This is a genomic window from Pseudomonas sp. LBUM1666 (assembly GCF_059695775.1).
In genome coordinates this window covers 2,928,121-2,948,852 of the sequence record NZ_CP166789.1, presented here as the reverse complement: position 1 = coordinate 2,948,852, position 20,732 = coordinate 2,928,121, and the positions used below count along the sequence as shown (strand labels likewise).

The window sequence follows — 20,732 nt, the reverse complement described above, 5'->3', positions numbered from 1 at the left end:
CTAGCTGTCGAGATGGAACTCGGCATCCAGATGAATGGCCTGTAAAAAAGCGCTGTCGTGAGAGACCACGATCAACGCCCCTTGGTACTGATTGAGCATCTGCTCCAGCGCAATTTTACTGGGCAAGTCCAAATGGTTGTCCGGTTCGTCCAGCAATAGCAATTGTGGTGGCCGCTGTGCATATAACTGCGCAGCCAGTGCGATTTTCAGACGCTCACCGCCACTCAACTGACAGGTCTTGAGCGTCGCACGATCCGCATCAATGCCCATCTGCGCCAACCGGGTTCGCGCCTCGGCTTCGGGCAACTGCGGATTACTCTCGTAGAGCCATTGCGCCGCCGTGCGTTCAGGGTGCTTCAATCCGGCGTGTTGATCCAGCCAACCGACATGACAACTGCGCACGACCTCGCCCTCGCGCACCGGTAATTGGCCAGCGATCACCTGCAACAAGGTCGACTTGCCGCTACCGTTGGCGCCCAGGATTGCCATGCGCATAGGCCCCGTCAGCGTCAGATTGACCGGCGCCGCGTAACCGAACGGGAGAATGACGTCGTTGAGCTGCACAATCAGCTTGCCATTGGGCACTACGCTTTCCGGAGACAACATCATGCGTTGAATGTCCGGCGCACACCGTGCACGGGCCTCGGCGATCCGTTGTTGCTGCTGCTCCCGGGCCACCTGTTGATTGAGGCGCAATTTTCCCTGGCTGTTTTCACTGCGCTCTTTCTGGGCGTTGGTGATCAGCTTGGTCTGATTGCCGTCACGGGCCTGACGGTCGCCGCGGGCATTACGCCGTTGCTGACGCTCCATCTGCACGGCCATCTCACGTTGCTCACGCTTGGCCTGCGCCCGCTCCCCTTGCAATGCAGACTGGAACGACTGCTGTTCTTGCTCGCGCGCCGCCGCATACTGACTGTAGTTGCCGCCATAAGCTGCCAGTCCCAAGGGTGAAAGCTCGACAATTTCGTTCACGTGCTCCAGAAGACCCCGGTCGTGACTGATCAACACCAGGCCGTTGGGCCAGCGATCGATCTGCTGCGATAACTTGTGTTGCTGATCAATATCCAGGTGGTTGCTGGGCTCATCCAGAATGAGCCAATCGGCTCTGGATAACCACGCACCTAGCAGCGCCACCCGCTGCCGTTCGCCACCACTGAGTGCGTCGGTACGCGCGTCGGCATTCAAGTGACCCAGGTCGATCTGCTGCAGTTCCGCCTCAAGGCGTGTGGCGCAATCCCATTGATCGACCGCCAACGCATGATCCTCATCGTCGACGCTGCCCTGAGCAATGCGATCCAGCGCCGCCAGAATAGGGGCGACACCGGCCAGCGCGGCAACGCTGGGATAGCGCTCGGGTTCCAGTAACTGCGCCACGGCATAAACCTGGCCTTCGCGACGGACAATGCCGCTGGTGGGCAGTTGCTCCCCCGTCAGGAGCCGGCCAAGCAAGGACTTGCCACAGCCATTGGCGCCCACGATGCCGGTGGCCCTGGTACTGAAGGTGTGGTTCAAGTGATCGAATAGAACGCGCCCGTCGGGCAAGTTGAACGACACTTGATCAAGTTGAAGTAACCGTTGGGTCATGACGCCTCCTTAAACATTAAAACTCCCTGATGTTGCGCAACAGCGGCCGACTGCCCTCTACCATACTGAAGCTGCACCACCCAATCGACAGGCAATCTTTCAAGGCTTTCAGCATCCCCGGTCTTTTGCCAGTAAACTCCCTCCCCTTTAGCCGCCATCATTTTCTTCGCGGCCATCACCTTATTTCCTACGGAGTTCACCTTGCGTCTGTTTCACACCTCCGACTGGCACCTTGGGCAAAACCTGCACGGCCAGGAGCGCGATTTCGAACACGCCTGCTTTCTCGAATGGCTGCTGCGCCAGCTGAAGCTGGACCAGCCAGACGTGCTTCTGATCGCCGGCGATATCTTCGACACGGTCAACCCGCCGGTCAAAGCCCAGGAGCGTCTCTACGACTTCATCGTCAGCGCCCATGAACAACAGCCGAAGCTGACCATCGTGATGATCGCCGGCAACCACGATTCCGGTTCGCGGATTGAACTGCCCGCGCCGTTGATGCGACGTTTGCGCACGCATGCGCTGGGCCGTGTGCTGTGGCTGGATGATGGTCAACTCGACGCCGAGCGCTTGTTGCTGCCATTGCCGGATGCCAAAGGCAAAACCGTCGCCTGGTGCCTGGCACTGCCATTCTTGCGTCCCGCCGAAGTGACCGGCGCGCATTTGGGTGACAACTACCTGCGTGGTATCGGTCAGGTTCACGAGTGGCTGATCGAAGCCGCCAATGCCAAGCGCAAACCAGGTCAGGCGCTGATCGCCATCAGCCACGCGCACATGGCCGGCGGTTCGGTGTCGGAAGACTCCGAGCGTAGCCTGATCATCGGTAACGCCGAAGCGCTGCCCGCCAGCCTGTTCGGGCCGAGCATCAGTTACGTCGCCCTCGGTCACTTGCACAAGCCGCAGAAAGTCAATGGTGAAGAACGTATCCGCTACAGCGGCTCGCCAATTCCGCTGTCGTTCTCCGAGATTGGCTATCAGCATCAGATTCTCGACATCACACTCGAGGGCGAAACCCTGGTCAGCGTCGAACCCAAACTGATCCCCCGGGCTGTGAATCTGCAACGCATCGGTCCCGTGCCATTGGCGGAAATCCTGCTGCAACTGGCCGACTTGCCGAACATCGACCTGCTGGCCGATATCCAGCGCCAGCCGTGGCTGGAAGTTCGGGTGCGCCTCGATGAGCCGCAACCCGACTTGCGTTATCAAGTGGAAACCGCCCTGCAAGGCAAAGCCGTGCGCCTGGTGCGGATCGCCGCTGAATACGCCGGCAATGGCAGCCGCGATGGCGTCGATGACGGCACGACCTTGATTGAACTCGACCAGCTCTCACCTCAGGAACTGTTCAGCCGCGCCTGGCAGGACAACTACGGCAGCGAGGTCGATGAACAAACCCTCAAGGACTTCGCCGAGCTGTTGCAAGACGTGCAGATGGAGAGCGAACAACCATGAAGATCCTCGCGATCCGCCTGAAAAACCTCGCCTCACTGGCCGGGCCCTTTGAAATCGATTTTACCGCTGAGCCGTTGGCCAGCGCCGGTCTGTTCGCGATCACCGGGCCGACCGGCGCCGGTAAAAGCACCTTGCTCGACGCCTTGTGCCTGGCGTTGTTCGGTGCTGTGCCTCGGCTGAGCAATGCTCAGGTGTCTGCCAAAGCGCCAGACGCCGATGGCGAGATCAGCACTGGCGACCCCCGCACGCTGCTGCGTCGCGGCACGGGTGAAGGTTATGCCGAAGTCGATTTCGTTGGCATCGATGGCCGTCGCTACCGCGCTCGCTGGGAAGCTAATCGCGCCCGCGAGAAGGCCGGCGGCAAGCTGCAAGCCAGCCGTCAGAGTTTGCGCGACATCGATCTGGATCAACTGCTGGCCAGTCAGAAAGTTGAATTCAAAATCCATCTCGAATCCGTACTGGGCCTGAACTTTGAGCAATTCACCCGTGCGGTACTGCTGGCCCAGAGCGAATTCAGTGCGTTCCTCAAGGCTAACGACAACGAACGTAGCGAACTGCTGGAAAAGCTCACCGATACCGCGCTCTATACGCGCCTCGGTCGCCGGGCGTTCGACAAAACCAAAGAGGCTCGCGAAACCCACAAGCTGCTGCAGGACCAGGCCATAGGCGTGACGCCGCTGTCGCCGGAAGCACGCGCGGAACTCGATGAACGCTTCAGCGAGGCTCAGCAACAACTCAAGACCCAGCAAGCGCAACTCAAGCAATTGGAACTGCAACATACCTGGCTCAAGGACTTACGCCAGTTGCAGGACGAGCAGCAGAGCGCCACCGAGCAGCTGCAATCGGCCCAGCAGCACTGGGAAGGTCTGGCCGGCGAACGTTTGAAGCTGACTCGCCTGGAGCAACTGGCCCCGCAACGGCACCAGTTCGCCCGCAAGACCGAACTCACGGCCCAGCTCACACCGCTGGTCGCGCAGATTCAGCAGCACACCCAACAGCAAGCCGAGCTGAACGAGCGCCAGACGCAACTCGAACACAGCCTGAGCGCTGCGCAGACCGCACTCGTCGAAGCCCAAAGCCAACACACCACCAGCGCTCCACTGCTGCGTCAGGCCTTCGAAGAGCAAAGCACCCTCGCTCGTCTGGTCAAAGACGCCAGTCTTAGTGCCGACCTCAAGCAGCAGGCGGAACTGGCCTGCACTCAGGGCCAAAACACGATCCAAGGCTTGCTCGACCAACAGAAACAGGTCGCCGAACGTTTGCAGCGGATTGCCGGGGAACTTGAGCAAAGTACCCCTCTGGCGCCTTTGAGCGATGCCTGGAACGCCTACCGTGATCGCCTGCAACAGCTGATGCTGATCGGCAACCGTCTGAACAAGGGTCAGGCCGAATTGGCCGCCCTGGAACAGAGCGCCGCTCGCGCTGCCGAGGATCTGTCGACCCAGCGCCAGAGCCTTGAAGTGCTGTACAAGGAGGCCGGCGCCGAACCGGAAGCGGTGGCCGAACAGATCCAGATTCTCGGGAGTCTGTTGCAGGACAACCGCAAGCAACAGCGGGCCTTTGAAGCGCTGACGCGGCTGTGGGCCAGTCAGCAGGAACTGGACCAGCGCGCGTCCGAACTTCAGCAGCGCCAGCTGACCGCTCAGCAAGAACGAGAACGTCTGACCCAGGACGGTGTGAAAGCCAAGAACGAATTGGTCGTCGCCGAACAGACCCTGACCGTCACCCGCGAACTGCTGGAACGCCAGCGCCTGGCCCGCAGCGCCAGCGTCGAAGAACTGCGCGAGCAGTTGCAGGACGATCAGCCGTGCCCGGTCTGTGGCAGCCCCGACCATCCTTATCATCAGCCCGAAGCCCTGCTGCAGAGCCTTGGTCGGCATGATGAAAGCGAACAGGCCAACGCCCAGAAAGCCGTCGACCTGTTGAAAGAAAAACTCACCGACCTGCGCGCTGAAGTGGGCGGCGTGATTGCGCAGCAAAAGGAATTGCTGCAACAACAAGAACACCTCGCGACCCAGCAGCAGAGCCTGGCACCGATCCTTGAAGCACATCCGTTGTCTGCGCAGCTGCTCACGCAGGATGCGCTCAAACGCGATGCCTGGCTGACGCAGCAAAACAACCAGTTGAACCAAAGCATCACTCAGGACGAACAACGGCAGACCGCCCTGCTCACCTTGCAACAGGACGCCGCGCGCCTTCAACAGCAACTGCGTAGCGCTGAAGCGGCGAGCCAGCAAGCTACCCAGCACCTGGCCAACCAGCAACGTGAGTTGAGCAGTGATCGCCAGCGTCTGGACGAGGAGCTGACGGCGTTCAGCACCCTGCTCCCGGCCGACACGCTGCAAGCGCTGCGCAACGAACCGGCCGCGACCTTCATGCAACTGGACCGGCAGATCACCCAGCGTCTGGAACAACTCGATCAGCAACGCGATGAACTCGGCGAACAGCAACAACGGCAGCAGACGCTGGAGAAAGAACAGGACCGCCAACTCACTCGCCTCCAGCAGTTGGAAACGGCCCACCAGCAGTTCACCGCCCTCGCCAACCAGCAACAGGCCTGCCAGCAAAAACTCACGCAATTGCTCGGCAAACACGCCAGCGCCGAGCAGTGGCAGCAGCAATTGGATCAAGCCGTCGAACAGGCGCGCAATGCTGAGGCGACGGCCAATCAGGAACTGCAAACCGTGCGTACGCGGCTGGTGCAGCTGGGCGCAGAACTCAAGGCCCAGCAGGAACGCTCCCAGGCACTGGAAACCGAAGATCGCGAGCTGAGCGGCAAGATTGCCGACTGGCGCGCATTGCATCCGGAACTGGATGACGGTGGTCTGGAAGATCTGCTGAGTGTCGACGACCAGCAGGTCAGCGAACTGCGTCAGCAATTGCAGCAAAGCGAAAAAGCCATCGAACAAACCAAGGTCCTGTTGCAGGAACGCGATCAGCGTCTGCTCAATCATCAAGCACAGCACAACGGCAATCTCGACACCGAACAACTGGCGACAGCGCTTGCCGAGCTGCAAAGCCTGTTCACCACCAGCGAACACCTTTGCGCCGAACTGCGTGCCGAACAGGCCGAGGATCAGCGCCGGCAAAACGCCAATCAGGCCCTCGCGCAGCAGATTGCCGACGCCTATACCGAATACCAGCGCTGGGCACGTTTGAATGCACTGATCGGTTCGGCCACGGGCGACACCTTCCGCAAGATCGCCCAGGCCTACAACCTCGACCTGCTGGTGCATCACGCCAACGTTCAGTTACGGCAACTGGTGCGGCGCTATCGCCTCAAACGTGGCGGCAGCATGCTCGGTTTGCTGGTGATGGACACCGAGATGGGTGATGAACTGCGTTCGGTACATTCGTTGTCCGGCGGCGAGACGTTCCTGGTGTCGCTGGCTCTGGCGCTCGGTTTGGCGTCCATGGCATCGAGCACGCTGAAAATCGAATCGCTGTTCATCGACGAAGGCTTCGGCAGCCTTGATCCGGAATCGCTGCAACTGGCCATGGACGCTCTCGACGGCTTGCAAGCGCAGGGACGAAAAGTCGCGGTGATTTCACACGTGCAGGAAATGCATGAACGGATTCCGGTGCAAATTCAGGTCCGCCGTCAGGGCAATGGCCTGAGTACGCTGGAGGTGAAATGAATACGCTGTACTCCTTCCGTCGCTGCCCCTACGCGATGCGGGCGCGCATGGTCCTGCGCTATTCAGGGGTTGCGGTGAACATCGTCGAGGTCAGCCTGAAGGCCAAACCTGCCGACATGCTCGCGCTGTCGAGCAAAGGCACGGTGCCGGTACTGAGCGTTAACGGTCAGGTGATCGATGAAAGCCTGGCGATCATGCACTGGGCCCTGGCGCAGAACGATCCGCAGGATTGGTTGCTCAAAGATGATCCTGTCGGGCAGCAACACATCGCCGAGTTGATCGAAGAAAACGATCAGGTGTTCAAGGTGCACCTGAATCGCTACAAGTACGCCGAGCGATACCCCGAGCAGCCAATGGCGTTTTATCGCACCGAGGGCGAGGTGTTTTTGCGCAGGCTCGATGAGTTGCTGGAGGGACGCGACTACTTGCTGGCCGAGCATCCGAGTCTGGCGGATGTGGCGCTGATGCCGTTCGTGCGGCAGTTCGCCCATGTGGATCGCGAGTGGTTCGGGCAGACGCCCTATCACCGTTTGCAGGCCTGGTTGCAGCGGTTTCTGGCGTCGGAGCTTTTCATCGGAGTAATGGCGAAGTAACGGTTCATTGTGGCGAGGGGGCTTGTCGGAATGCCGCATCACCCCGTTCGGCTGCGAAGCAGTCGTAATCCAAGCGACTCGGTGGGCCTGAAAAATTGCAGAGGGTCGCTTCGCAACCCAACGGGGGCAAGCCCCCTCGCCACAATAGACCTCATGGCCGCTGGCATTCACGCCAACACTGCACACATCTCCAACGCCGAGCAATCCACCTGGAACGGCCCGAAAAAACTGCCCTGGCGTTTGATCGGCGGATTGCCGGCCAGCAACCCCAGGGCCTTCGCGGTTTCAATGTTGCGAGCAAGGTTGTGATTGGCTTCGATAGTCCGCGCCACCGACCCCGCCGAGCCCTGGCCGATCCCCAACAAGGAAGATCCATTGGTCATGAATGCCAGGAAGGCGATGACCCAAAGTCTGTGCCCTTTCATTCCCCGGCGACTCCTGCGAGTTCAGCCTGATCGACCATCGCGCTTTGCGAACGGTGTTCAAACTGGATGCCGGGATGAGCGACTTGAATCGGCGCATCGAGGGTCTGTTGCGATTGAGGCGAGAGGCTAAAAACCAGCACCATGGCTACGTAAAGAGCGATAGCCAGGTAGGCGCCGTATTTGGCAGAAATGATGATTGAGCTGGCCATGATGTTCTCCGCAGGCATGTTTAGATGCCCACAGAATCGATCAAAAAAGCGGTGATAACCACTCAGGGTTATCCATAGTGACCATCAGCTTCGTTGATCATTAAGCCAGTTTATTTCAGTCTTCGATAAAACTCATCAAGCGCTCGCGGGCCGCATCCGGCTCGTCTGGAACGGGCTGGGCAGCCGAAAGAATGGGGGTGGAATAGAGAAACAGAAGAACCACGGCCAGACGCATTGCCATGCTGTCGATCCTTATCATGAGAAGGAGTCAAAAAATCAGCGTCAAATTTAAACTTATGGCCATGTGATATCAAGCAAAACATTGATAGCAATATGATGCTGTCGTAAACGCGTTATGCAGGAGCGACATCACTCAGGTTTCTCAAAGCTTTTCAGCTCGATCGGCGCAAGTGACTTCGCTCCTGCATAAAGGATGCAGGGTTCAAATTTCAGGCTTGGGTCTTGTGATCCAGAGCCGCGTAAAAGTTGGCGCTCTGTTGCAGGTATTTCTGGGTGTAGCTTTGGGCGTGGGATTTTTTGTCGCTGATTTCAACGTTGGCGCTGGCTGGCAACGCAACGGTGGCAGAGATAGCGGAAGCGGCGATTACGGAGAAGAGATTGAAGTTCATAGCGGTGTTCCTCGGATTCAGTTGGCTTGCTTGCCCGGTGGGGCCGTTAAGCAAACTTAACCTTCGAGGTTGGCGCCTTGAAATCTTTTGTAGCATTAGCAGATATCAGCATCATTAATAGAAGGATGCAGGCCCCATCAACCGGGGCCTGCGGTCTATTGACGCACCACGAACTTGAGGTCGCTCGGGGCGTCCATCGGCAGTTTTTGCACGGTTTTACCCAGCAGGCCTGTCTTTGAATCGCGCTCGACGACGACAATCTGGTTGCTTTTCTGATTGGCGATCAACAAGAACTTGCCACTCGGATCGAGGCTGAACTCGCGCGGGTGATCACCTTCTACGGAACGGCGCTGCAGTTCCTTGAGGTGCCCGGTCGCAGGATCGATGGCGAACACCAGCAATTGATTGGCGGTGCCACGGTTGCTGACGTAGAGGAACTTGCCATCCGCCGACGCGTGAAGCGCAGCGGCGGCCTTGTCCGATGTCGGCTGACCCGTCGCCAACTCGACCATCTGCGTTTGCTCAAGTTTGCCGTCCTTGTAATCGAACACCGCAACCTGCGCGCTCATTTCCATGGTCAGCCACGCGTGCTTGCCATCGGCGCTGAACAGCAGATGACGCGGCCCGCTGCCGGGTGGCAACTGGACGGATGCCGGTGTAGCGGCGGTCAAGGGCCGTTCCGGGTTGGCCTTTGGGTCGAAGCGGTAGGCAAAGATCTTGTCGGCGCCCAAGTCATTGGAGAACACATACTGGCCGTCCGGCGAGGAAACCGTCGAATGCACGTGCGCCGACATCTGCCGCTCGGGATTGACCCGGCTCGATGGATGGCTGCTCATCTGCACCACGGGTTTGAGCTTGCCATCCGCGCCCACCGGCAATACTGCCAGCGTGCCGCCCGGATCTTCAGCCACCGAATAGTTGCTGACAAACAGGTGACTGGCTTCAACGCTGAGGCCCGAATGCGTCGGCTCGTTGCCCAGACTCTGCACCTGATTGATCAGGCTCAGCGCATGGGTTTTGGGATCGATCGCATAACTGCTGACGCGCCCTACCGGATCGGTCTGTCCCGGGCCGTTTTCGTTGACCACGAACAGCTGACGCTGATCCTTGGACAGGGTCAGCCAGGATGGGTTTTCGCTCTTGATCACTTGCAGTGGTTTGGCGTCGATCTGCCCGGTGGTGGCGTCGAAGTTCAGGCGATAAATCCCCTGGCTCTGACCGGCTGTATAGGAACCGACCAGCAACTGATAGTCGTCGGCCGACGCAACCTGAAAACCCATCGCGCCGACGCTGCCGGCCATGAACAGTGGCCAGAGCTTACGCATCCTCATTCGCTTCTTCCTCGTCGTCATCACCGCGGAACGCGGTCATGCACACCAACCGGTGCTCACCGGAACTGCCGGTGATCAGCCAGCTTTGCAGGGTTGGATCGAAGGTCGCGGCCTCGACTTCGGCCGGGGTGAACTCCCAGTGCTTGGACATACGACCGTCCAAGCATTCGATGTGCAGGTTATCGTCTTCATCGAGGGAGAATTCGAAGGCGTGCAGCCCGTCGATTTCCACCATATCGCAGTGTTCGAGGGTGGCGAGCAAGGTGTCGGTTGCGGCGGTCATGGCAGTCAATCTTTGAATGGGAAAGACGCAATGATAGCTCAATGTGGCAGCGGTCCCGCGCCCGGCACAAAACTCACTAACGACAAAGAACAAATGTGGGAGCGAGCCTGCTCGCGAAGGCGATGTATCAGTCAAAAATGATGTCGACTGACACTCCGCCTTCGCGAGCAGGCTCGCTCCTACAGGGGATTGTGCTCGCTGTTAGAGGGCGTCTCGGGACGGTTGGCCATCCACCAACCGCTGAATACGCAGCGGATTGCCATTCTTCAAGGCATCCGGCAGCAGGCTGTCAGGGTAGTTCTGGAAGCACACCGGGCGCAGGAACCGGTCGATGGCCAAGGTGCCCACCGACGTACCACGAGCATCGGAAGTTGCCGGATACGGACCGCCGTGGACCATTGAATCGCAGACTTCCACGCCAGTCGGATAGCCGTTGAGCAGGATCCGACCGACCTTCTGCTCCAGCAACGGCGTCAGCTCAGCAAACTGCTCTAAGTCCGCCGGCTCGCCAATAATCGTTGCCGTCAGCTGCCCGTGCAGGCCGTTCAACGCGGCGCTTAGTTGCGCCTGATCGGCGATTTCGACGAACACAGTGGTCGGGCCGAACACTTCTTCTTGCAGCACTTCATCGCCCTTGATTAACAGGCTGGCATCCACCTTGAACAGCTGCGGTTGCGCCTGATTGCCTTGTTGCGGACTGCCGGCCAGGTGCTCGATGCCGGGGTGAGCGAGGAGTTTTTGCAAGCCTTTGCCATAGCTGCTCAGGGTCCCGGCGTTGAGCATCGTTTGCGCCGGCTGATCGCCGATGAGACCCGCTACCTGCTGCACGAATGTGGTGAACTGCGGCGAACGAATACCAATCACCAAACCGGGATTAGTGCAGAACTGACCACAACCCTGAACCACCGAAGCAGTCAGGTCACGGGCGATCGATTCGGCGCGCGCTTGCAGCGCCTGCGGCAACACGATCACCGGGTTGATGCTCGACATCTCGGCAAACACCGGAATCGGCTGTGGGCGTGCTGCGGCCATGTCACACAACGCACGGCCGCCCTTGAGCGAGCCGGTAAAGCCAACCGCCTGAATAGCCGGATGCTTGACCAGCGCTTCGCCGACCCCGCCGCCGTAGATCATGTTGAACACGCCGGCCGGCATCCCGGTTTTTTCTGCGGCGCGAATGATCGCGTCGGCCACCCGTTCGGCTGTGGCCATGTGACCGCTGTGGACCTTGAACACCACCGGGCAACCGGCGGCCAACGCCGACGCGGTGTCGCCGCCAGCCGTAGAGAACGCCAACGGAAAGTTACTGGCGCCGAACACCGCGACCGGCCCGAGGCCGATGCGGTACTGACGCAAGTCCGGACGCGGCAACGGTTGGCGCTCAGGCAACGCCTGATCGATCCGCGCACCGTAGAAATCACCGCGTCGTAGCACTTTAGCGAACAGACGCATCTGGCCGCTGGTGCGACCGCGTTCGCCTTGAATGCGTGCGGCGGGCAGTGCGGTTTCGTGGCAGACCACCGCAACAAAGTCATCGCCCAGCGCGTCCAGCTCTTCGGCTATCGCATCGAGAAATTGCGCACGACGTTCGGCGCTCAAGCTCCGATACGTCGGATAAGCCGCGGCGGCAGCCTTGGCGGCGGCATCGACTTCTTCAAGGGTGGCCTGGTGGAAACTGTAAGGCAGGTTTTCGCCCGTGTTGGCATCAACGCTTTTGACGATGATTTCGCCGACAGCGCTGCGCTGACCTCCGATGTAGTTGTGACCAAGAATCTGGGTCATGCCTATCTCCTTAAAGGGTGCCAACGGTGCCGGGCTCGAACGCCGCTTCAACCGGTGCAATCCCGTTGATCAACGGTGCACCGAATTCGGCCTGGCTGATCTCGAACACGTCACCCGGTTGGGTGCGAATGCCGTCGGCAAAGGACAGGGTTGCAGTGCCGAAAAAGTGAATATGCACATCGCCCGGGCGCAGGAACTGGCTGTATTTGAAATGGTGGTACTCAAGGTTTTCCAGGCTGTGGCACATGTTGGCCTCGCCACTGAGAAACTCGTTCTGCCACAGCACTTCGCCGTCACGCAGGATGCGGCTGGTGCCTGCCAGATGCTCCGGCAATTCGCCGACCCGAAGTTCGGGGCCGTAACTGCAACTGCGCAGTTTGGAGTGCGCCAGGTACAGGTAATTCTTGCGTTCCATTACGTGATCGGAGAACTCGTTGCCCACGGCAAAACCGAGTCGATACGGTTTGCTGTCATGGCCGATGACGTAGAGGCCGCTGAGCTCCGGTTCCTCCCCCGCGTCTTCGGCGAACGGCGGTAGCGGGAACGGTTGGCCCGGACGCACGACGATGCTGCCGTCGCCCTTGTAGAACCATTCCGGTTGTACGCCGGCCTGCCCCGCTGCCGGTTTGCCGCCCTCCACGCCCCATTTGAAGATGCGCATGGTGTCGGTCATCGCGGCTTCATCGCCGACTTGCTGATGCATCTTGTCCCGTGCCGACGCGCTGCCCAGATGGGTCAGGCCCGTACCGCTGACCAGCATGTGCGCCGGGTCCGGGTGATCCAGCGGCGGCAGGATGCGCAATGTGGCCAACAGTTCTGCATAGTCATGGCTGATGCCCAGGCCCAGGGTTTTCACCTGCTGCTCAAGATTGACGCCCGCCTCGATCGCGGCCAACGCCAGGTCGCGAACCGTGCGCGCGTCCTGCACTTCGCGCACCAGACCGTCTTCGACCACGCCCACCCGGCGCTCGCCGTTACTCAATTCGAACTGAACTAAACGCATGAACCTTCTCCTGTTTGCAGATTAAGTGCGGGTAGCGCCACGGGCGCTGGCAGCGAACTGGTCGGCCGGCAGTACGTGCTTGCGTTCCAACAGGCGATAGACCACACCGGTCAAAATCAGCCCGAACACCATCACGCCGGACAAGAAGTACAGACCCGAAGCCAGGTTGCCGGTGTATTCCTTGAGCGCGCCGATCACGAACGGACCGATGTAGCCGCCGAGGTTGCCCACCGAGTTGATCAAGGCGATCCCGGCCGCGGCACTGGCGCCGGCAAAGAAGCGGCCCGGCAAGGTCCAGAACACCGCGGTGCAGGAAAACAGCGCGAAGGCCACCAGGCACAACGCCGCCAGTTGCAGCACCGGCACCGTCAGCCAGGCGCTGAGAAACAGGCCGATGGCACCTAATACATAAAGCACCGCCAAGTGGCCGTAGCGATCATTCAAGCGGTCGGAGCTGCGCGGGATGATCAGCAAACCGATGATCCCGAAGATGTACGGCACCGACGACACGAAGCCAGTCACCAGATCCGTGCCACCGAACTGCTTGATCAGGGTCGGCAGCCACAAGCCCAGGCCGTAAATGCTCAGGGTCACCGGCAGATAGAACAGCGCCAGCAGCAAGACACGTTTGTCCTTGAGGGCGTGCAACGGATTGCCGTGGCGGGTCTGGCCGTATTCCTCAAGATCCTTTTTCAGTTCGCCGGTCAGCCAGTCCTTTTCAGCCTGGTCCATCCACTTCACCTGTTTCGGACCGTCCGGCAGCCAACGCAGCACCGGCCAGGTCAACAGGATCGCCGGGGCACCGATGACGATGAACAGCCACTGCCAGCCATGCAGGCCAAGAACGCCGTCCATGCCGAGCAGACCGCCGGACACCGGGCCGGTGATCAACATCGCGATGGGTTGGGAAAGGATGAACAACCCGAGGATCTTGCCGCGATGGCGCACCGGAAACCATTGGGTGATGTAGTAGAGAACGCCCGGAAAGAATCCGGCTTCCGCCGCGCCGAGCAGAAAGCGCATCACATAGAAACTGTGCGGCCCCTGGACGAAGGCCATGCCGATGGTGATGGCGCCCCAGGTGATCATGATCCGCGCGAACCAGCGCCGCGCGCCAAAACGTTCGAGCATCAGGTTGCTGGGGATTTCCAGCAGGAAATAGCCAATGAAAAACAACCCGGCACCCAGCCCGTAGGCCGCGTCACCGATGCCGAGGTCGGCGCCCATGTGCAATTTGGCGAAGCCTACGGCGGAGCGATCCACATAGGCGATCAGGTACAGCAGGATCAGGAAGGGAATCAGTTTCAGCGTGATGCGACGAATAAGCCGTAGTTCCTGGCTCATGAGATCGGTCTCCGATTGTTGTTGTTATAGAACCTCGGGGGACGCCTCTCGCGGAAAACCGCCAGGGCCATCCCTCCGTTGAAACGGACTATATAGTAATACTATTTACGCAACAACACTTCCAAACGGTCGAAATTGCGCTTATGTTACGCCTCAACTCGAACAATATAGTCATACAATAAGAGAACCGATCATGTCTGATAAGAAACCCACCCTGCGCTCCGCCCAATGGTTTGGCACTGCCGACAAGAACGGCTTCATGTACCGCAGCTGGATGAAGAATCAGGGCATCGCCGACCACCAGTTCCACGGCAAGCCAATCATCGGCATCTGCAACACCTGGTCGGAACTGACCCCGTGCAACGCGCATTTCCGCCAGATTGCGGAGCACGTCAAACGTGGGGTGATCGAGGCTGGAGGCTTCCCCGTGGAGTTCCCGGTGTTCTCCAACGGTGAGTCGAACCTGCGTCCGACCGCGATGCTCACCCGCAACCTGGCGAGCATGGACGTTGAAGAAGCGATCCGCGGCAACCCTATCGACGGTGTTGTGCTGCTGACCGGCTGCGACAAAACCACCCCGGCGTTGTTGATGGGCGCGGCCAGTTGCGACGTGCCGGCGATCGTCGTCACCGGAGGGCCGATGCTCAATGGCAAGCACAAGGGCCAGGACATTGGCTCGGGCACCGTGGTCTGGCAGCTCAGTGAACAGGTGAAAGCCGGCACCATCACCATCGACGATTTCCTTGCGGCCGAGGGTGGCATGTCCCGCTCGGCCGGTACGTGCAACACCATGGGCACCGCGTCCACCATGGCCTGCATGGCTGAAGCCCTGGGTACTTCCCTGCCCCACAACGCGGCGATTCCAGCGGTGGATGCGCGTCGTTATGTGTTGGCGCACATGTCCGGCATGCGTGCAGTGGAGATGGTTCGCGAAGATTTGAAGCTGTCGAAGATCCTCACCAAAGAAGCCTTCGAAAACGCCATTCGGGTGAATGCTGCCATCGGTGGCTCAACCAACGCCGTGATCCACTTGAAAGCAATCGCAGGACGCATCGGTGTCGAGCTGGACCTGGATGACTGGACCCGCATCGGTCGCGGCATGCCGACCATCGTCGACCTGCAACCGTCCGGGCGCTTCCTGATGGAAGAGTTCTACTACGCCGGCGGCCTGCCAGCGGTGCTGCGTCGTCTGGGTGAAGCCAACCTGATTCCGCATCCGAATGCCCTGACCGTCAACGGCAAGACCCTCGGCGAGAACACCAAAGATGCGCCGATCTATGGCCAGGACGAAGTGATCCGCACACTCGACAACCCGATCCGCGCCGACGGCGGCATCTGTGTGTTGCGCGGCAACCTGGCACCACTGGGTGCAGTGCTCAAGCCGTCCGCCGCCAGCGCCGAACTAATGCAACATCGCGGGCGCGCTGTGGTGTTCGAAAACTTCGACATGTACAAGGCGCGGATCAACGATCCGGAGCTGGAGGTGGATGCCAACTCGATTCTGGTGATGAAGAACTGCGGTCCGAAGGGTTATCCGGGCATGGCCGAAGTTGGCAACATGGGCTTGCCGGCCAAGTTGCTGGCCCAAGGTGTGACGGACATGGTGCGCATTTCCGATGCCCGCATGAGCGGCACGGCGTACGGCACTGTCGTTCTGCACGTGGCCCCGGAAGCGGCCACTGGCGGACCTTTGGCGACGGTGAAAGAAGGTGACTGGATCGAGCTCGATTGCGCCAACGGTCGTCTGCACCTGGATATTCCCGACGCCGAACTGACGGCGCGCATGGCTGATCTGCAACCACCGCAGCAATTGATCGTGGGTGGCTATCGTCAGCTGTACATTGATCATGTCCTGCAAGCGGATCAAGGTTGCGATTTCGACTTCCTGGTCGGTTGCCGCGGTTCTGAAGTACCGCGCCATTCTCACTGACACCATCTGTCCCCCTGTGGGAGCGAGCCTGCTCGCGATGACGGATTGACAGCCAACTTAAATGTTGAATGTTCAACCGCTATCGCGAGCAGGCTCGCTCCCACATTGGTTCTGCGTCTGCATCAGAATCTTGCGCTAACGACCATCACTCGCCGGGCCTGCTATCATGCGCGGCACCCCATCACCCAGGATCGCGCCGTTCCCCATGGATTACCGCAAACCCTCCGACCGCAAAAGCATGCATTCGCGCATCGTCCAGGAACTGGGCATGCAGATCGTTTCCGGGCGCTTCAAGCCGTGTGACAAACTGCCCGCCGAAGCCCTGTTGTGCGAGGAGTACGCGGTCAGCCGTCCAGTCCTGCGTGAAGCCACCCGGGTTTTGGTCGCCAAGGGTCTGGTGTATTCCCGTCCGCGAGTGGGCACAGTGGTCAAGCAGCGCAAGGAATGGCACATGCTCGACCCGGACGTCTTGCATTGGCTGATGCAAAGCAGCCCGCAGAATGAATTCTTCGACCTGTTGACCAGCGTGCGCAGCATCATCGAACCCGCTGCGGCCGCCCTCGCCGCGCAGTTCGCCACCGACGATGACATCGCCTCCATCGGTGAAGCCTACCAACGCATGGAAGCCGCGCCGACACCAGAAGCGCTGCTGCAACCGGACCTGGATTTCCATAGCCGGATCGCTGATGCAACCCACAACGACTTGCTGGCCAACCTGTGCAACATGCTGTCGGTGGCGATTGCCGAAGCGTTGAAGCATTCCAACCAGCGGCCGAACCTGCATGAGTTGGCGTTGCCACGGCACAAGGCAATTCTGACGGCGATCGAGAATCGTGATGCGCTGGGTGCCCGGCATGCGACGTTGGTGCAGCTGGATGATGCGCGTAGTGCGTTGAATGCGGTGCTCGGCACTGATCTCTCATGATCGCCACTGCACACTGTGGGAGCGAGCTTGCTCCCACAAGGGTATGGTGTGAAATTTGAGAAACAAAAAAGCCGCAACCCAGATTAGGTTGCGGCTTTTTTGTTGCAGTTCGATCAGTGAGCGAACAGCGAATTGCCCTTCTGCCCCGCCAGTTTCTCCGGTTTGATCAGGAACCGTGCCAGCGCTGGCAGCAGCCACAGTGCGCCGAACATGTTCCAGAGCAGCATGAAGGTCAGCATCAAGCCCATGTCGGCCTGAAACTTGATGGCCGAGAAGATCCAGGTGCACACGCCGATCGCCAGGCACAGGCCGGTGAACAGCACGGCTTTACCGGTGGACTTCAGCGTCTGGTAGTACGCTTCTTGCAACGGCAGACCAGCACGGAGGAAGCTTTCCAGGCGGCTGTAGATGTAGATCCCGTAGTCCACGCCAATCCCCACCCCAAGCGCCACAACCGGTAGGGTTGCGACTTTCACGCCGATGCCCATGAAGGCCATGAGGGCGTTACCGAGTACCGAGGTCAGGACCAGCGGCAGCACGATGCACAAGGTCGCGGCCCAGGAGCGGAAGGTGATCATGCACATGGTCGCCACGCAGATGTACACCAGGATCAGGATGGTCAGCTCCGATTCCTTGATCACCTCGTTGGTAGCCGCCTCGATCCCGGCGTTACCGGCGGCAAGGATGAATTCCAGGCCTTCCTTATTGTTCTCCTTGGCGAAGTCCTGCACTGCATGCACGGCGCGATCCAGCGTGGCGGCCTTGTGATCGTTGAGGAACACCAGCACCGGCGCCAGGGAGCAACTGTTGTTGTACAGACCATCAGCCCGAGCGATCGAGTTGTTCAGCACGTCCGGGTTACGCGACAGGGTTTCCCATTTCAGGTTGCCCTCGTTCATGCCCTTGATCATCTGCTTGGACACGGTCACCAGCGAGATCGCCGACTGCACGCCTTCGGTGTTCTGCATCTTCCACATCAGCTCGTCGATCGGCGCCATGGCTTCGTAGCGCGAGCAGCCTTCGGACTTGGTCTTGACCATCACCACCAACACGTCGGAACTGGTGGAATAGTTGCTGATGATGAAGTTGTTGTCCTTGTTGTAGCGCGAGTCCGGACGCAGTTCCGGAGCACCCTGATCCAGGTCACCGATTTTCAGGTTCTGGCTGTACCAGAGGCCGCCGCTGAAGGCCAACAAGGCCAAAACAATCGACACCGACGCCACTTTCGGGCTGGCAAAATTCGACAGCAGACGCCAGAACGGGTGTTCGCGGTGCGCGTCTTTCTTGCTGCGTTCGACGGCACGTTTGCTGATGCCGACGTAGGAAATTGCCACTGGCAGCAGGATAAGGTTGGTGAACACGATCACCGCCACGCCGATAGACGCGCCGATGGCCAGTTCACGAATCACGCCGATGTCGATGATCAGCAGTGTGATGAAACCCACCGCATCCGCGAGGATCGCAATCATCCCCGGCAGGAACAGCTGACGGAACGTGCGCCGCGCCGCAGTCAAGGCGTTGTCTGCCTCACTGGACTGCAAGGCGATACCGTTGATCTTTTGCACGCCGTGGGAAATACCAATGGCGAAAATCAGGAACGGCACCAACATCGAATACGGATCAAGCCCGAAGCCAAAGAAGTGCATCAAACCGAGCTGCCAGACCACCGCCACCAACGTGGTGCTCAACACCGCCACGGTGCTGCGCATGCAGTTGGTGAACCAGTACAGCAGGATCAGGGTGATGATGAAGGCGACGCCGAAGAACATCACCACCATGACCAGCCCATCGATCAGGTCGCCGACTTTCTTGGCGAAACCGACGATGTGGATCTGCACGTTAGGATTCTGGGCTTCGAATTTGTTGCGGATCTTGTCTTCGAGTTCGTGAGAGAACTTGCGATAGTCCAGCGCCAGCAACTTGCCTTGGTCCTGCGGGTCCGGGTAGGACTCCAGCAGCGGGATATCGACAATGCTCGACTTGAAGTCGTTGGCCACCAGACGCCCGACCTGACCGGACTTGAGCACGTTGTTGCGCAACAGGTCGAGGCTTTGCTGGGAACCGTTGTAGCTCTGCGGAATCACTTCACCACCGGCGAAGCCCTCCTCTGTCACTTCGGTCCAGCGTACGCTCGGGCTCCACAGCGACTTGAGGCCGGAACGGTCAACACCGGAAATGTAGAACACCTCGTCGTTGATCTGACGCAGAGTCTCCATGTACTCCTTGGAGAAGATGTCGCCATCAGTGGCTTCCACCGAGATGCGCACCGTGTTGCCCAGGTTCGCCAGATCATTGCGATGCTCCATCATCTTTTGAATGAACGGATGCTCGAGCGGGATCATTTTCTCGAAACTGGTGGACGGCCGGATCAGCGTCGCCTGCCAGAACAGAAAGATACTCACCAGCAGGCAGATGGTGATCACTGCCGGGCGGTTGTTGAAAATCAGGCGTTCAAGAAACGTCGCCTTGTCTTGATGATGACTGCTCAAGGATGTCATAGACCCGCCTTCTTATTATTTGCCCGGCTCATTTGGACGACCCGTTTTTTCCATTCTCTGCGCCGGCGCCAGTTGGCGAAGTGACGCGAACGCCACCCTGTCCTGCCAGAATCAGATTGCCGTTGCCCGCTGCGGTGACTGCCGAAACGGAAATGCGATCCGGACGGTTGAACACGCTGAACGTTTCGCCGTTGTCGTTGCTGCGGATCACCGAGCCACCGTTGCCGACGATCACGATGGAACCGTCGTCGAGCAGCGTCGCGCCGGACAGACCGAACTCCAGCGCACCGCGAGCGGCCTTGAGTTCAATCGGCTCCCAGGTCGTACCGAAATCGGTGGAGCGAAACAGATTGCCGCGCAGCCCGTAGGCCAGCAGCGTATTGGCTTGAGCGGTGCCGATCACGCCGAACAGTGAACCTTCGTATGGGCCTTCAAGCTTCTCCCAGGTCTGGCCCCAGTCGGCGGAGCGGAACATGCTGCCCTGCTCGCCGACGATGAACAGTCCGGAATCCTTGACCGCCGCGATGGCGTTGAGGTGGTACTGGTCTTCGTTGTCGAGGCGATCGCTGACGTCTTCCCAGTTCTTGCCGCCGTCGGTGGTTGCCAGCAATGCGCCGTAAGCACCCACGGCAAAGCCGCTGTTGACGTCCTGGAACCAGACGTCGAGCAGCGGTGATTCACGTTTCAGATCTTCGAATTGCTTGGTCCAGGTGACGCCGCCGTCCTCGCTCGCGAGGATCTGCGCGTCATGGCCGACAGCCCAGCCGTGTTTGTCGTCGACGAAAAACACCGACGTCAGCAGTTGCCGCGTCGGCACCTTGGCTTGGGTCCAGGTCGCGCCTTGGTCATCGGAATACAAAATGTGCCCGCGATCCCCGACCGCCACCAGGCGCTTGCCGGCGTGCACGACGTCGAGCATCAGGCTCTTGCTGGCTTTGGCAGATTCAACGGAATAAACAATGTCGGATGCTGGCGCAGCAGCGGCCAGCACAGGTGCCGACAGCACGGCACAGCCCAACAGCGAGAGCGCTGTAGCCAGCAACGCGAATTTGCGTAATGCCGGCGGGCGGCAGATACCCACACCCATGACAGGCTCACTCATAGACCTTCCC

Annotated in this window: 18 protein-coding genes; 5 read left to right on the top strand and 13 right to left on the bottom strand. The window is 59.6% G+C overall.

The features are described 5' to 3' along the window. Together ACA056_RS13505 and ACA056_RS13500 are read right to left on the bottom strand one after the other, a co-directional pair. Complete coding sequence (locus tag ACA056_RS13505) at window positions 1-1,584, bottom strand: ABC-F family ATP-binding cassette domain-containing protein (RefSeq protein ID WP_497273346.1); 1,584 nt, start codon at window positions 1,582-1,584, stop codon at window positions 1-3. Continuing rightward, the gene (locus tag ACA056_RS13500; RefSeq protein WP_497273345.1) at window positions 1,581-1,760 is read right to left on the bottom strand and encodes a hypothetical protein; all 180 of its coding nucleotides are present in this window, start codon (window positions 1,758-1,760) and stop codon (window positions 1,581-1,583) included. The genes ACA056_RS13505 and ACA056_RS13500 overlap by 4 nt, the downstream gene beginning before the upstream one ends. 25 nt (window positions 1,761-1,785) lie before the next feature. Here ACA056_RS13500 and ACA056_RS13495 point away from each other — a divergent pair, with 25 nt between their 5' ends. From ACA056_RS13495 to ACA056_RS13485, 3 genes are read left to right on the top strand one after another with little or no spacing between them, the layout of a single operon-like run. Next, on the top strand, window positions 1,786-3,030 hold the full coding sequence (locus tag ACA056_RS13495) for an exonuclease SbcCD subunit D C-terminal domain-containing protein (protein WP_497273344.1): 1,245 nt from the start codon (window positions 1,786-1,788) through the stop codon (window positions 3,028-3,030). Then, entirely contained in the window at window positions 3,027-6,668 is a 3,642-nt protein-coding gene (locus tag ACA056_RS13490; protein ID WP_497273343.1) for an AAA family ATPase, read from the top strand. The genes ACA056_RS13495 and ACA056_RS13490 overlap by 4 nt, the downstream gene beginning before the upstream one ends. Continuing rightward, complete coding sequence (locus ACA056_RS13485; protein ID WP_497273342.1) at window positions 6,665-7,261, top strand: glutathione S-transferase; 597 nt, start codon at window positions 6,665-6,667, stop codon at window positions 7,259-7,261. The genes ACA056_RS13490 and ACA056_RS13485 overlap by 4 nt, the downstream gene beginning before the upstream one ends. 167 nt (window positions 7,262-7,428) lie before the next feature. Here ACA056_RS13485 and ACA056_RS13480 read toward each other — a convergent pair whose 3' ends face one another. The 9 genes from ACA056_RS13480 to ACA056_RS13440 form a co-directional block, all read right to left on the bottom strand. Beyond that, a complete protein-coding gene (locus ACA056_RS13480; RefSeq protein WP_497273341.1) occupies window positions 7,429-7,686 on the bottom strand; it encodes a hypothetical protein in 258 nt (85 codons plus the stop codon). Beyond that, entirely contained in the window at window positions 7,683-7,895 is a 213-nt protein-coding gene (locus ACA056_RS13475) for a hypothetical protein (protein WP_497273340.1), read from the bottom strand. Before ACA056_RS13475 ends, ACA056_RS13480 begins: the two co-directional genes overlap by 4 nt. Window positions 7,896-8,010: 115 nt before the next feature. After that, window positions 8,011-8,136, bottom strand: coding sequence for a hypothetical protein (locus ACA056_RS13470; RefSeq protein WP_255141673.1), 126 nt, complete (start codon window positions 8,134-8,136; stop codon window positions 8,011-8,013). 208 nt (window positions 8,137-8,344) lie between these two features. Then, window positions 8,345-8,524 carry a hypothetical protein gene (locus tag ACA056_RS13465; RefSeq protein WP_008030101.1) on the bottom strand — a complete coding sequence of 60 codons (180 nt, stop codon included), beginning with the start codon at window positions 8,522-8,524 and terminating at the stop codon, window positions 8,345-8,347. A 155-nt stretch (window positions 8,525-8,679) separates the two neighbouring features. Then, the gene (locus ACA056_RS13460) at window positions 8,680-9,849 is read right to left on the bottom strand and encodes a lactonase family protein (protein WP_497273339.1); all 1,170 of its coding nucleotides are present in this window, start codon (window positions 9,847-9,849) and stop codon (window positions 8,680-8,682) included. Continuing rightward, the gene (locus tag ACA056_RS13455) at window positions 9,842-10,138 is read right to left on the bottom strand and encodes a DUF5629 family protein (protein WP_497273338.1); all 297 of its coding nucleotides are present in this window, start codon (window positions 10,136-10,138) and stop codon (window positions 9,842-9,844) included. The genes ACA056_RS13460 and ACA056_RS13455 overlap by 8 nt, the downstream gene beginning before the upstream one ends. 201 nt (window positions 10,139-10,339) lie before the next feature. After that, on the bottom strand, window positions 10,340-11,920 hold the full coding sequence (locus ACA056_RS13450; protein WP_497273337.1) for an aldehyde dehydrogenase (NADP(+)): 1,581 nt from the start codon (window positions 11,918-11,920) through the stop codon (window positions 10,340-10,342). Window positions 11,921-11,930: 10 nt separating this feature from the next. Next, window positions 11,931-12,923 (bottom strand): AraD1 family protein, encoded by a 993-nt coding sequence (gene araD1, locus ACA056_RS13445; RefSeq protein WP_497273336.1) that lies wholly within the window; start codon window positions 12,921-12,923, stop codon window positions 11,931-11,933. Window positions 12,924-12,944: 21 nt separating this feature from the next. Further along, on the bottom strand, window positions 12,945-14,267 hold the full coding sequence (locus ACA056_RS13440) for an MFS transporter (protein ID WP_497273335.1): 1,323 nt from the start codon (window positions 14,265-14,267) through the stop codon (window positions 12,945-12,947). A 193-nt stretch (window positions 14,268-14,460) separates the two neighbouring features. On the opposite strand from ACA056_RS13440, the gene ACA056_RS13435 reads away from it, so the two are divergent. Both ACA056_RS13435 and ACA056_RS13430 read left to right on the top strand, forming a co-directional pair. After that, window positions 14,461-16,197, top strand: coding sequence for an IlvD/Edd family dehydratase (locus ACA056_RS13435; RefSeq protein ID WP_497273334.1), 1,737 nt, complete (start codon window positions 14,461-14,463; stop codon window positions 16,195-16,197). Window positions 16,198-16,402: 205 nt separating this feature from the next. Continuing rightward, window positions 16,403-17,122, top strand: a complete 720-nt coding sequence (locus ACA056_RS13430) for a FadR/GntR family transcriptional regulator (protein WP_282483389.1) — start codon at window positions 16,403-16,405, stop codon at window positions 17,120-17,122. Window positions 17,123-17,235: 113 nt separating this feature from the next. Here ACA056_RS13430 and ACA056_RS13425 read toward each other — a convergent pair whose 3' ends face one another. Together ACA056_RS13425 and ACA056_RS13420 are read right to left on the bottom strand one after the other, a co-directional pair. Next, on the bottom strand, window positions 17,236-19,620 hold the full coding sequence (locus ACA056_RS13425; protein WP_497273333.1) for an efflux RND transporter permease subunit: 2,385 nt from the start codon (window positions 19,618-19,620) through the stop codon (window positions 17,236-17,238). Between the two features lie 28 nt (window positions 19,621-19,648). Further along, a complete protein-coding gene (locus tag ACA056_RS13420) occupies window positions 19,649-20,722 on the bottom strand; it encodes a WD40/YVTN/BNR-like repeat-containing protein (RefSeq protein ID WP_497273332.1) in 1,074 nt (357 codons plus the stop codon). Window positions 20,723-20,732 lie beyond the last annotated feature (10 nt).